Source organism: Rhizobium sp. 2MFCol3.1 (assembly GCF_000377565.1).
Lineage (GTDB): Bacteria > Pseudomonadota > Alphaproteobacteria > Rhizobiales > Rhizobiaceae > Rhizobium.
On record NZ_KB898369.1, the window covers coordinates 62,077 to 74,931 of the forward strand.

The following is a 12,855-nucleotide window of genomic DNA, read 5'->3' on the forward strand; positions in this document are numbered from 1 at the left end:
TCATTGCGTTAGCATCCGGGAATATCGATGACAGAAGACAATAATAGCATGCAGGACGCCAGGGACGCCGGTGAGCGTCTGGTTGCTGCTCACGCTTCGGAAGACCCCTTTGCGGCAGCGTTTAAAGCCACACGCATGCCGATGCTGATCACCGATCCACGTCAAGCGGACAATCCGATCATCTTCTGTAACGCAGCGTTTTGTAAGCTCACGGGCTACACCAACGAAGAGCTCATTGGCAAAAACTGTCGCCTCCTTCAGGGGCGGGAAACCGATCCGGATGCCGTTTCAAGGCTTCGTGACGCCATTGCTGCCCAGAAAGATCTCGCGATCGACATTCTCAATTACCGAAAAGACGGGTCGGCCTTCTGGAACGCGCTCTTCGTCAGCCCGGTGCGGGATGCCTCAGGCGCGGTGATCTACTTTTTTGCCTCTCAGCTCGACTTTACAAACATCAAAAGCAAGGAAGCGGAACTGGCGCGCGCGCGTCACCTCGCCGAGGAAGAAGTGGCGATGCGAACGGCAGACCTGACCGACGCCCTGCGTGCAAAGACAACGCTGGTCCACGAGGTCGATCATAGGGTCAAGAACAACCTGCTTACGATCGCATCCATCGTCAAACTGCAGGCTCGAATGACCGAAAACGACGTTGTCGAGCGTACACTGACGTCTGTTCTCAATCGCGTCGAAGCGCTCAGCACCGTACAGCGCAAACTCTTGAACGACGAGGAAGTGGGACAATTCGACGTAGCCGATTTCGCAAACACCCTCATGATCGATAAAATCGGCGCATTGAAGCGTTCGGACATACAGCTGACAACCGATCTGCACGAGGTCGTGGTGCCTGCTACCAAGGCATCGCCGTTGGCTCTCATTATCAACGAACTGGTCGGCGATGCGATAAGGCGGGGGCTGAGCGACGGCGGTGGCGAGATCCATCTGGAGATCAGACGGCTGAACGGGCACTTCCTCATTCGGGTCGCGGATACTGTCATGCCGGTTGACGTGGACAAAGAGGAGGCTGCGTTTAGCCAGGCCATGCTCGAGGCTTGCCTAAAGCAACTTCGAGCCAAGATCGACCGAGTTGTGCAGGGCCACCGGACAGACGTTACAGTCACGCTGTCCGTTAAGGACTGAAAGGATCCGATTTGAATATTCTGATTGTGGAAGATGAAGTCCTTCTTGCCATGGAGCTGGAAAGCGAAGTGGAAGGCGCCGGTCATCTCGTTGTTGGGACGGCAGCCGATAGTCGCGAGGCGATAGAGATCATTGATGCGACCTCGCCGCAATTTGCCTTCGTCGACATTCAATTGCTGGATGGCCCAACGGGTATCGACGTCGGACGCTACCTTTCGGCCAAGGCAATTCCGTTCGTGTTCGTATCGGGAAATCTCAAGCGCATACCGGACGATTTTGCTGGTGCGCTCGGGGCGATCGAGAAGCCCTATACGGTCAACGGTCTGCAGAACGCCTTGCAGTTTCTGCAGACCATCGTCGATGGCGGCCATGGTGCGCTCGTCGCGCCCCCTAGCCTTGTCCTCTCCCCTGCCGCACGCGCCAACCTTGCGGCATGATCAACTGCGCGATCTCGCGTGAAGGAACCTCAGTGAGTTCACCATCAAAGCGCATCGGCGCTGTTCGGAATTCTGGTCTGCTTGACGTTCAAGGCCAGTCGGAATTTCAGGACATTATCGAGGTCGTGAAGGCCGGGCTTAACTGCCCCGTCGCGCTCGTCTCCATTCTCGATGAGGACAGGCAGGTCTTCATTGCTCATCTCGGTCTTCCGGAGAAATGGGCCGAGGCTGCCGAGACCCCGCTTACCCATTCCTTCTGCCAACACGTGGTTCGGGACAAGCAGCCCCTGATCATTGGAGACGCGACGATCCATGATCTCGTCAAAGATAACCTGGCCATCCCGGATCTGGGCGTGATCTCCTACATGGGCGTACCCGTCACAATGCCGGATGGTCTGGTCATCGGAGCGTTGGCCGCGATCGACGGGGAACCCAGAACCTGGACAAGACAAGAGCTCGACCTGCTGAGCCGCATCGGCAAGGTCGCCTCGAACCAGATCGCCACTTTTCTATCAGAACGCCGGTGGAGTTCGCTTTTCGAGCAGCTCGAGGAAGGGATTATCGTCGGTTCGGTCATTCGCGACCTCGACGGGACCATCGTCGATTGGCGCCATGACAGCGTCAATCCGGCTTGGAGCAATCTCTTAGACCACCCAGTCGAGGACGCCACCGGTCGCACCATGCGAGAGATCTTTCCGAATTTTGGAGAGGAGTGGGTATCGGACGTCGCGCTCGTTGTCGAAAGCGGACAGAGCAGGCGTTTTACTCGGCATATCTCCGCCCTCGGACGCTGGGTCGACGGCTACGTGCAGGCGACAGGCAATGACAAGTTCATCATCATTTTTGTCGATGTGACAGACCGAATGGAGGCTGTCGAAGCCCTTCGGGGCAGCGAGACAAAGCTGCGGCTGATCGTCGAGGGTGCGAAAGACTATGTCATCGTGACCATTGACGACGAACAGCGTATCACGAGCTGGTTTGGCGGAGCGGAGGAGACTTTTGGCTGGACGGAGGCCGAAATGCTTGGGCGCGGGTTCGCGGAGATATTCACGAAGGAAGACCGCGCGGCCGGCGTCCCAGAAACCGAAGTCCGCAAAGCTGCAGCGGAAGGTGTTGCACTTGATCGAAGGTGGCACCAGGCGGCCGACGGAACACGGGTTTTCCTAGACGGGACGATACGCCCGTTTCCTGGCCAGTCTGGCTCGGAGGTGCCCGGCTTCATCAAGGTCGCCAGGAACGCGACATCTCAGAAGATCGCCGAAAATCGGCAAATGGCATTCCTCGAGCTCGGCGACAGAATTCGAGAACTCGACGATGTCAAAGATGTTGCATTTGCCGCAGCAGAGATCATGGCCCGCAACCTGGAGGGCGCGACAAGAGCGGGCTATGGCGTCGTCGATCCGATCGCCGAGACCGTGCAGATGCTACCCGATTGGTGCGCCGAAGGAATCTCGACTGTCGCCGGCTCACATCAATTCCGAGATTACGGCTGCTATATCGAAGATCTCAAACGCGGGGAGACGGTCATCATTCCAGACGTGGCCAAGGATCCTCGGACATCTGCGTCAGCCGACCTCTTCCATTCGATCGGAATTTCCGTGCTGGTGAACGTGCCGATCATCGAGCACGGTGCGTTTGTAGGGGTCATGTTCGTCCACTACGACAGACCTCATGATTTCTCCGTGGAGGAACGCGACTTCGTGCGAACGATCGCAGATCGCACACGTGAGGCGATCTCAAGAATTCGTGCGGAGCAGGAACAGCAGGTGCTCAACCATGAGATCAGTCACCGCCTGAAAAACACGATGGCGATGGTTCAGGCGATCGCCACGCAGACGCTGCGCCCTGTCACCGATCGGGCACCTGTGGAAGCTTTTACCAGCCGACTTCACGCTCTTTCGAAAGCACACGAGGTTTTGCTCGGCCAGGACTGGTCGTCGGCGCGTATGATCGCCGTGATCGATTCCGTACTCGGTCAGCTCTCATTGCCGGACCGTTATTCGATCTCAGGTCCGGACCTCGAACTTGGACCGCGCTCGGCGCTGTCCCTGGCGCTGCTGATGCATGAACTGGGGACCAACGCGCTCAAATATGGAGCCTGGTCGAACGAGGCAGGCAAGGTCATCGTTTCGTGGACGATGGAAGGCGGAGGCGAAGACAGTGCGCTCGTTCTTGTGTGGAACGAGCATGGAGGCCCCCCAGTGGCCACCCCATCGGGCAAGGGATTCGGATCGAGGCTCATACGCCTAGGCTTGACGGGAACCGGCGGTGTCGACGTGGATTATGCCCCTGACGGGCTGAAGGTTAAGATGCGCGGGCTGATTTCCCAGTTGAGGCAGTCGTAATGACCATGAGTGATATCTCCAAGGACGTCGCGATTGTTCTGGTCGTTGAAGATGAGCCGCTCCTTCGCCTCGCCGGCATAGACCTCATCGAAGCTGCAGGATATCAGGCGGTAGCGGCGTCGGACGCAACCGAAGCGGTCGCAATACTCGAATCCCGAAATGACATCCGTATCGTCTTCACAGATGTCGATATGCCGCGCGGTGTCGACGGAATGCGTCTGGCTGCAATCATCCGAGACAGATGGCCGCCAATCAAAGTGATCGTGGTCTCCGGCCACGTCGAGGATCCCGGAGACGTGATCCCGGCTGAGACGGTGTTTTTCTCCAAACCTTACCGGGAGGAACAGATCGTGGAAACAATCAGGCAGATGCTGTCATGACGAGCACCGGGTCGGGTCCGCGTCTCATGGCACGACAAAATGGACCCTTTATAACCGCGCCAGCGTCGCGATAGTCGTCCAAACCGTAACTGTTATCGCTACACATCTCCCGGTCGACCGAACTGTTCCATCCGCTTCCCATCTGCTGGATTCATGGGAAGGCCGAGGCGGGGCTCCTCAGGTGTTTTTAGAAGCGTCGAGGCTCCAACGGCCTGTTGCCAACGATTTGGTCGACACGCTCAAGCACATCTGGCGTGAGCTTCGACCGCTGATCGAGCGCTGCAAGATTGTCCTGAAGTTGGGAGAGGCGCGACGCTCCGAGGATGACGGTTGAAACGTGCTTGCACGCCAAGCACCATGCCAGCGCAAAATGGGTCATGGACATCCCAAGCTCTCTGGCAAGCTCAGACAGCTGACGTACCTGCTCAACCTGGGTTTTGCCACCGTCGCTGTTGAGCCGCTCCTTTAGCCACTCGTAGCCGGGGAGGTTCATGCGGCTATCGGCCGGAACTTGGTCGTTATACTTGCCAGTGAGCATCCCTGATGCGAGCGGTGACCAGATTGTGGTGCCAAGTCCGATGAGGTCGTAGAGCGGCAGGTATTCGGACTCCACTTTCTGTCGCTCGAAGATGTTGTATTGAGGCTGTTCCATCGTCGGCGGCGCTAGGCGCAAATCCTTCGCGACGGCGTAGGCTTCCGTCAGCTGTTGGGCGGACCATTCCGAGGTGCCCCAGTATAGGATCTTGCCCTGGGCGATCAGGTCGTTCATCGCACGGACAGTCTCTTCAATGGGAGTGTCGCTATCCGGGCGGTGGCAGAAGTAAAGGTCCAGATACTCGACCTGCAACCGCTTCAGCGCTGCATGGGCCGCATCGGTCACGTGCTTGCGCGATAACCCGCGTTGAGTGGGCTTTTCTCCGCCCCAGAAGACTTTGCTCGATACGATATAGCTATCGCGGCTCCAACCAAGAGTTCTGAGTGCCTCGCCCATGACCACTTCGGAATTGCCCTTTTCATAGCCCTCGGCATTGTCGAAGAAGTTCACACCGTTGTCATACGCGTATTTCATCAACTCGACGGCGCTGCCCCCATCAACCTGTCTGCCAAAGGTGACCCAGGAGCCAAACGAAAACTCGCTGACTTTCAGTCCGGACTTTCCTAGGCGGCGATATTCCATGGTGACCACTCCGACGTTGAATGTGAGATCTGAAACTGTGCTCGCTACCATCAAGTAGAGCGCTACCGACAATGGGCGAGTGGGTAAGGATTGCGGAATGGGACGCCAAAAAAGCGCTCCCGTCCCTGAGGTCTCATACCCGCGTATCTAACCTCAATATCTAGATACAGTTTCATCGTCGGCTCGGCCAAGTCATTTATATTTCACGAAGTAACCCATGGAAGGGCAGACGATGCGGCTTTCCAGCAGTTTGGGCCAACATCCAAGCCCATATATCTCAGATCATTAGGAGCGTGTCGTTCGCGGAAGGACTGCTCGGCGGGGTCATTTGCCGCGCGGGCCGTCACTGACTGACGCTACTGTTGAGATCACAGCAAAGCGGCCTACTTTTCGCAATGTGGTCTCAAAGTCACCAAACCGGGAGTTTTTCATGAAGAACAAAGTTGCCGATGTCCTCACCCAGGTGCTGCATTCAGCTGGCGTCGAAAGGATCTATGGCGTCGTCGGTGACAGTCTTCACGGGCTGACGGAATCGCTGCGTCGACGTGGCGACATCGAATGGATCCATACGCGCCATGAAGAGACGGCGGCGTTCGCAGCGGGCGCCGAGGCACATCTCACTGGAAAGCTCGCTGTCTGCGCCGGAAGCTGTGGCCCTGGAAATCTCCATCTCATCAACGGATTGTTCGACTGCCATCGCTCACGCGTGCCGGTCCTTGCCATAGCTGCCCAGATACCGTCGGCCGAGATCGGCAGAGGCTACTTCCAGGAAACCCACCCGGATCACCTATTTCGCGAATGTAGCCACTACTGCGAGCTAGTGAGTCGTCCAGAGCAGCTGCCCGCCGTCCTGGAGTCCGCGATCCGAGCGGCTGTGGGCAAGCGCGGCGTGGCCGTCGTGGTCATTCCGGGCGATGTCGCATTGAGTGAACTTGATGCTAAAATCTCACAATCTATTGCTCTTGCTCTGCCTCAGCCGACTGTGGTGCCAGCCGAAGAGCAGATCGAACAGATGGTACAGCTTCTCGACGGCAGCGCGAAAGTGACGTTGCTTTGCGGTCGTGGATGCGAGGGCGTCCATGATGAGCTGATCGTTCTCGCCGACAAGTTGAAGGCACCGATCGTCCATGCTCTGGGCGGCAAAGAATTCGTCGAGTGGGAAAACCCCTTCGATGTCGGAATGACCGGACTGATCGGATTCTCATCCGGCTACAAGGCCATGCTCGAATGCGATACGCTGTTGATGCTGGGAACCGACTTCCCGTACCGACAGTTTTATCCCACCAACGCTAAAATTATTCAGGTTGATATCCGGCCCGAGAACCTCGGTCGGCGGACGCCGCTGGATCTTGCCGTTGTCGGTGACGTCAAATCGACGATCACGTCACTTTGGCCGATGCTCAGGGATCGGTCAGAAGATGGGCATCTCAGAGATTGCCTAGCAGCCTACAAGAAGGCGCGGGAGGGTCTCGACGATCTGGCTTCTGGCAAACGTGGTGGAAAGATACATCCACAATATGTTACCCGCCTCCTCAGCGAGCAAGCCTCCGACGATGCTGTGTTCACGTTCGACGTTGGGACACCGACCATCTGGGCCGCGCGTTATCTGAAAATGAATGGGAAGCGGCGCTTGATCGGATCGTTGGTCCATGGATCGATGGCCAATGCTTTGCCCCAGGCGATCGGCGCCCAGGCGGCATACCCCGATCGGCAGATCATCAGCATGTCCGGCGATGGCGGCTTTGCAATGCTGATGGGAGATTTTTTAACGCTCGTCCAGCAGGACTTGCCGGTTAAGGTGGTGATCTTCAACAATTCAACACTTGGCTTCGTTGCGATGGAAATGAAGGCCTCGGGCTTCCTGGAGACGGGCACTGATCTAAAAAATCCGGACTTCTCAGCAGTTGCGCGCGCCGCCGGTGTTCATGGTATCCGGGTCGAAGACCCGGCAGAACTCGAAGAGGCGATCCGGGAAATCCTGTCTCATCCAGGCCCTGCTTTGCTGGACGTGGTGACCAACACCCAAGAACTTTCGATACCGCCGAAAATAGAGGCCGCTCAAGTGAAAGGGTTTGGACTGTGGGCGATCCAAGCAGTGATGAACGGGCGCGGCGATAAACTCGTTGATCTTACGGTGTCGAATTTTCTGTCTCGGTAAGCCGCACCCAAACACCGTTCGCCTGTTTGAACCTTTAACAGAGGAGCCGGACGCTGCCTGCTCCTTTTCTAGAAAATCCTATTCATTTTCTCAGGCAAACACACCTTGCTTGCGCTGTCGTATGGAGCCCGGGCCTCGCGACGGATGATCAGGATCTCCCCACAATCGATCTTGGGTTATTCAGTCGAGCGCGTTATCGCCCTCAGGTCGAGTTGAAAGCTCATCGAGCAACTCGATCCGACGGAAACTTCATCCCGTCTTTTCGGTAAGGACGCAATCGCCAGTGGTTACGGCTGCCAGCGATCTCATTGATCGCCCGGTGTTGGTGGAGGCGCTGACCTTACACCGCTGCGGTAAGCTGCAGGGCCGCCCGCGCCACCTTGTCCCGCTTGCTCCGGGCGGCTCCGCTGCGGACACTCCGCACCGTCTAAAAGGATCGGGGGTCGTTGCGGCTCGCGCGGTTATAGAGCTGCCCGCGACGTCCTCGAACTTGCTGAGACGGCTCGCGACATCTCCCGCCTTAGTTCGATCGCCGCGCGTCTCGGCAAGAATTTCCGGTGCGCTGCGGCCATTCTTGGCAGGTATGCTGGCGACAATAACGGGTTGGCTGATCGCTGCGGACTGAGGATCCTTTGAACTCTTTACCTCTTCTACAAGGTAGCAAGGCGGTTAAGCCGGCGAGTGTCGCCAAAAAATTCGCGGCGAGCTAAAGCGCTTATCCTTGGAGGGTCCCCCACGGGCGAAATATCGCGCGCAGTTTTTCCGGGGTTCGCTGCTACCGGAGGATTTTTTTCCAGATTCGTTTCAAAAGACGATGCCACCGTCGATAATCTCCGGGTAGCCAGTTCATCAAGTCGTGGAGGAGATGCCGTGTCCACAGTGACCGCACGACCACTGGTCGGTGTGTCCGTCTCACTCATGACATGAAAGTCGCTGCGTCGTTATTCTTCGTTACGGCCTGCGTGTGGTCCCGCAGCATCAACGGCAACCAAGATCATTAAGGCGAACCGGCCGATCTGGCTCACATTTGTCGATATCCAGCATTCGATAATTCATAATTTATTGAGCTTCGGATGGCAGTCTGTGGCCGCGCGACAGGTATTGCGTTCGCGTATCCAGGGATCGGCATCGAATGAAGTATCAGTTAGCGGCTTTATCAGCCCTTATCGTCACGCTGACAGTCCTCGTCGCGATCAATCCCTTCGGCCAGAACATCGACGGTCGGATTACCGGTACGGTTCAATCGCGATAGTCGGTACATCCAGCCAAGGTGATCTGGTCAAGACTGGCCCCTCTAGGCCGCCCTGCCGGCAGCTTTATAGAACTCTCCTTTAGGCTGGAGCCTGGCACCGCGAGTTATTGAGCTAGGCCTAGCACGGCGCTCATCGCAACGAGGGCGGTCAAACCAGTGACTGCTAATCCGGTCGTAACGTAATTCGAGGATCGACCTGCATCCCCATGCCTGATTTCGCTTTTCGTTCCTAAGACAGCTGTGAACCCCGCTGCCATCCAACAAAGCAACGCGACCGCCCCAAGGATGATTGCCGAGTTTAGAGTAAAAGCCGAGGAGAGGGTCATGCGGGCACCCTTGCATAGACTGCGACGCCGACGGAGCCCTCCCAAGGGTGGGTTTCAATGCCATCTCCTTGGATGGCCTTGGCGTAGCTTTCTGTCGCCAAGCGGAGTTTCGGTCCTTCGTTTAAGGGCTCGCAGCATCGCATGATCATCGAGGCCGCCGATCGCTCGTCGATCTGGACGCGGTGCCTGTCGATCGTGCGCCCTTGCATTGACGCCCATCGAAGGTTTAAGTCGACGTCTATAACCACTAAAATCAGCGATCCCTTTCTCACGGCTTAGGGTACAACCTACGTGCAGAGAGCGCGTTCCAAGCCGAAATCTACGGCCCGCAAACGCACATTTCGTGGTCTACGCGGGCAGTCATGTCGAGATCAGCATCGGCACACAGCCGCAACCGGAGGTGTGGCAAGGCCGGATCGCAATTCGAAGTAACATCGGTGAACACGTTCCGCATCAAGGAAGGTGCGCCCCGTCAGGTTTATCCGAATGAATAGTGATAATCCTAACTGATACGATTGCGGAATTAGTATCGAACGATCGTCGCAGTCCGGAGTTTGGTCGACGGTCTGTTTGGCAAGGCAACATGGCGGAGAATCAACATGAAAGATGACGAGATTGCACGCGGTGAGGGTTTCTTCGAAACAATCGTCGGGAAAGGGAACGTCAATGCTGGAATCGGCCGCCTGTTGTTGTTGGTGGTCGCGTTTATCGTGATTTTCGGAACCGGTTTTTGGTTGATCTGGCCAAACTGATTTAGGTCCACAGCGACGACGGTGAGGAACCAGCGCCACACAAGGTAGGGTTGGCGACGCCAAGAACTGACAGGCACTGACGCGACGAAAACAAAAATACCTGACGGTATTTGAAACTTTTCCTTGCCCGCTACTTTAACGTTTTCAAATCAGCGGGAACTTCAACTGTATGCATCTGCCCAACCCTGAGTGTTCGAAGCTTCTCAATGATTATGACTGGACCTCTTCGTCTTTAGGAGCGGTCCAGCAATGGCCGGTGGAGCTTCGCACACTTGTCAATGTGATGATGGGTTCGCTGCAGCCGATGTTGCTTGTATGGGGCCCCGCCCAGATCACCATCTACAACGACGGCTACGCGCAAATGTGTGGGGCAAGGCATCCGGCTGCATTCGGCGCCAGCTTTCAAGATCTGTGGCACGATATCTGGGATCAGGTAGAGCCGATCATAACAGCCGCGTACGCCGGTCATGGAACAGCGATGGACGACATCGAATTCCTCATGCACCGTAACGGCTTTCCAGAAGAAACCCATTTTGCGTTCTCGTACACCCCTGTCCGAGATCCTTGGGGCACCGTTCTCGGTATGTTTTGTGCTTGCACGGAAATCACCGCCCAAGTTGCAATGAGAAAGGCTGAGAAGACGCAGCGGGAACGCATGCTTCAGGTGTTTGAACTCAGCCCGGGGGGAATTGCCATGCTCGTGGGTCCGTCTCATGAATTCGAGTATGCCAACCTCGAATATCAGTCGATGGTGGGAGCTGGACGGAATATCATTGGCAAGCCTGTTCGTGAGGCCGTGTCCGAGGTCGTAAGGCAGGGTTTCATAGATATTTTAGACAGGGTGTATGTGACCGGAGAGCCCTTCGTCGCCAAAGGTCTCGCCGTAGAACTCAATCGTGGCCCAGACGGGGAGAAGCAGTCGCGATTGATTGACCTGGTGTATCAGCCGATGAGGGATGACGCTGGCGCGATAACCGGTATCCTTGTTCAGTCGCGTGATGTCACGGACGTTAGAGCCGAGGAAGCCCGCCAGGAGTTGCTCTCTCATGAGCTGGGCCACCGACTGAAGAACCAGCTGGCCATGTTTCAAGCTATCGCATCTCAAACCCTTCGCAATGCGCCTGACATCGTGACAGCGCGACAACGCCTTTCGGATCGTATCGCTGTTTTGAGCGCCGCACACGACACTATTTTAGAAGGCGGCACCGGAACGTCAAAAGTCCGGCGTCTGGTGAAGCAGATGATCGCGCTTCACGATGATCCGGACAATCCTCGGTTTATCATCAAGGGTCCCGAGTTGCGGGTTGGGTCAAGACCATCATTGTCAATCGCCCTCATCTTGCACGAGCTGGCAACGAACGCTCTCAAGCACGGGGCGCTTTCAGAACCAGCTGGCCGGGTGGAAATAGAGTGGTGTGTATCCGGGGTGGAGCGAGACCGCTTCGAAATGACCTGGCGGGAAACAGGAGGGCCTCCCGTCGTAAAACCGATGGCTAGCGGTTCTGGCACGCGACTAATCTCGGCAGGACTGAACGGCGCATTGGATAGCGCAGTCGAATTTGACTATGCGCCAACTGGCCTAAGATTTCGTATCGAAGCCGATCTTCAAACTTTTCAGAAAGAACACTAATGACGCGATCCCTTCTTGTCGTCGAAGATGATGGCCTCATCAGAATGGACCTCGCCGACACATTAACGGATCTTGGCTTTGAGGTCGCCGAGGCCGGGAACGCTGACGAAGCGCTTATTGCTCTTGGCAAAAACCGACAATTTGCGGCTCTGCTCACAGACATCGACATGCCAGGAAGCATGAATGGAATCGCGCTAGCACATTACGTCGCTTCAAGTTACAGCGATTGCCAGATAATGGTTATTTCTGGTCGCTACCATCCCGCTCAAGGCTCCCTCCCACAAGGGGCGCAATTCTTGTTGAAGCCGATATCGCAGAAAGCGCTGTTAGAGGCTCTCGGTGTCGCTGGGCTGAAGCCGTGAAGCAACTCGCGAAAAAAGTTAGTGCACCAGCTTGGAAGCGAGAAATCAGCATCGGCGCTGCCCGTTCACATTAACTTAGACGCCGAAGAGTTTATCGGCTAAAGCTCCCCTCACGAGTATTTGCGAAATTTTGCCGTTTCCACGGCGGCTTTGCGAGTGGTCCCCCCATCGCATCAAATCAGGGGTTTCGGACCATCCGCATCAGTGACTGCCATCCAGTCACAGGCGGACGGTGAAGGCCGCAAAGCCATCAATAGCTCGTGAAGAATGCTAGCTGGTCGATATGAAAGGACAAAAATGGCCGAAGACGCTGGCGTGATAGCTGTAGACCATACGGGATTCTCGGTCACCTCGTTGGAGGAGGCGATCCAGTTCTGGACTGAGGCGATGGGTTTCGACCTTACTCGCCAAGGCGAGATGGGTGGTGAGTTCCTACGGGAGGCCACAGGGGTTGACGATCCGCGCTGCCGAATGGCGGTGGTGACGGCTCCAAATGGCTACCCGATCGAGCTTCTCGAATATTCCACGGGCGGTACGCTGGGCCAGACACCTCGTAGCGCGGGTGCGATCGGCGCCGCGCACATTGCTCTCGTGGTTACGCATATCCACACGGCCATCTCGCGGGTGGAGACGGCGGGGTGGGCAATAAAGGGCTCGCCGCAGTCGATACCAGCCGGTCCGCGATGCGGCACAATGGTAGCCTACATCTCCGGTCCGGATGGTATCACCATCGAGTTGATGCAGCCGCCTGTTTAGCCGTTCAGGTCGCTCCTACGCTGGCGTGCCGATTTCAATTTACGGGGCGGCCGATGCATCCGTGCATAGGATATCCAATTCTTGTATTGCGCGCCGCATAAGATAGAGCGATGTCCCTGATGGGGTATTTAGGCGTGGACCGG

The 12,855-nt window shown here is 56.5% G+C and carries 10 protein-coding genes; 9 read left to right on the plus strand and 1 reads right to left on the minus strand.

Annotated elements, in window-relative coordinates; genetic code table 11:
- Window positions 1-27 precede the first annotated feature (27 nt).
- Genes D460_RS0125210 through D460_RS0125225 form a run of 4 tightly spaced genes read left to right on the plus strand, consistent with a single transcriptional unit; the run spans window position 28 to window position 4,299 of the window.
- Window positions 28-1,137 (plus strand): PAS domain-containing protein, encoded by a 1,110-nt coding sequence (locus tag D460_RS0125210; protein ID WP_018901378.1) that lies wholly within the window; start codon window positions 28-30, stop codon window positions 1,135-1,137.
- Window positions 1,138-1,148: 11 nt separating this feature from the next.
- Complete coding sequence (locus tag D460_RS0125215; RefSeq protein ID WP_018901379.1) at window positions 1,149-1,574, plus strand: response regulator; 426 nt, start codon at window positions 1,149-1,151, stop codon at window positions 1,572-1,574.
- 32 nt (window positions 1,575-1,606) lie between these two features.
- Window positions 1,607-3,919 carry a GAF domain-containing protein gene (locus tag D460_RS0125220; RefSeq protein WP_018901380.1) on the plus strand — a complete coding sequence of 771 codons (2,313 nt, stop codon included), beginning with the start codon at window positions 1,607-1,609 and terminating at the stop codon, window positions 3,917-3,919.
- Window positions 3,919-4,299, plus strand: coding sequence for a response regulator (locus tag D460_RS0125225; protein WP_018901381.1), 381 nt, complete (start codon window positions 3,919-3,921; stop codon window positions 4,297-4,299). The genes D460_RS0125220 and D460_RS0125225 overlap by 1 nt, the downstream gene beginning before the upstream one ends.
- Window positions 4,300-4,486: 187 nt before the next feature.
- Here D460_RS0125225 and D460_RS0125230 read toward each other — a convergent pair whose 3' ends face one another.
- A complete protein-coding gene (locus D460_RS0125230; RefSeq protein ID WP_018901382.1) occupies window positions 4,487-5,476 on the minus strand; it encodes an aldo/keto reductase in 990 nt (329 codons plus the stop codon).
- Window positions 5,477-5,906: 430 nt separating this feature from the next.
- Here D460_RS0125230 and poxB point away from each other — a divergent pair, with 430 nt between their 5' ends.
- The 5 genes from poxB to D460_RS0125260 all read left to right on the plus strand — a co-directional run bounded on the left by poxB (window position 5,907) and on the right by D460_RS0125260 (window position 12,712).
- Window positions 5,907-7,634 (plus strand): ubiquinone-dependent pyruvate dehydrogenase, encoded by a 1,728-nt coding sequence (gene poxB / locus D460_RS0125235; RefSeq protein WP_018901383.1) that lies wholly within the window; start codon window positions 5,907-5,909, stop codon window positions 7,632-7,634.
- A 2,177-nt stretch (window positions 7,635-9,811) separates the two neighbouring features.
- The gene (locus D460_RS36145; protein ID WP_018901385.1) at window positions 9,812-9,964 is read left to right on the plus strand and encodes a hypothetical protein; all 153 of its coding nucleotides are present in this window, start codon (window positions 9,812-9,814) and stop codon (window positions 9,962-9,964) included.
- Window positions 9,965-10,133: 169 nt separating this feature from the next.
- A complete protein-coding gene (locus D460_RS33780; protein ID WP_018901386.1) occupies window positions 10,134-11,594 on the plus strand; it encodes a PAS domain-containing protein in 1,461 nt (486 codons plus the stop codon).
- Window positions 11,594-11,956: a response regulator gene (locus D460_RS0125255; RefSeq protein ID WP_018901387.1), complete on the plus strand. Its 363-nt coding sequence runs from the start codon at window positions 11,594-11,596 to the stop codon at window positions 11,954-11,956. Before D460_RS33780 ends, D460_RS0125255 begins: the two co-directional genes overlap by 1 nt.
- A gap of 315 nt (window positions 11,957-12,271) precedes the next feature.
- Window positions 12,272-12,712 (plus strand): VOC family protein, encoded by a 441-nt coding sequence (locus D460_RS0125260; protein ID WP_196809370.1) that lies wholly within the window; start codon window positions 12,272-12,274, stop codon window positions 12,710-12,712.
- Window positions 12,713-12,855: the final 143 nt, after the last annotated feature.

Excerpts from the sequence above, each read along its gene's own strand:
- D460_RS0125210 (WP_018901378.1), top strand. The coding sequence starts at position 28 with ATGACAGAAGACAATAATAGCATGCAGGACGCCAGGGACGCCGGTGAG.
- D460_RS0125225 (WP_018901381.1), top strand. The coding sequence starts at position 3,919 with ATGACCATGAGTGATATCTCCAAGGACGTCGCGATTGTTCTGGTCGTT.
- D460_RS0125230 (WP_018901382.1), bottom strand. The coding sequence starts at position 5,476 with ATGGAATATCGCCGCCTAGGAAAGTCCGGACTGAAAGTCAGCGAGTTT.
- poxB (WP_018901383.1), top strand. The coding sequence starts at position 5,907 with ATGAAGAACAAAGTTGCCGATGTCCTCACCCAGGTGCTGCATTCAGCT.
- D460_RS36145 (WP_018901385.1), top strand. The coding sequence starts at position 9,812 with ATGAAAGATGACGAGATTGCACGCGGTGAGGGTTTCTTCGAAACAATC.
- D460_RS33780 (WP_018901386.1), top strand. The coding sequence starts at position 10,134 with ATGCATCTGCCCAACCCTGAGTGTTCGAAGCTTCTCAATGATTATGAC.
- D460_RS0125255 (WP_018901387.1), top strand. The coding sequence starts at position 11,594 with ATGACGCGATCCCTTCTTGTCGTCGAAGATGATGGCCTCATCAGAATG.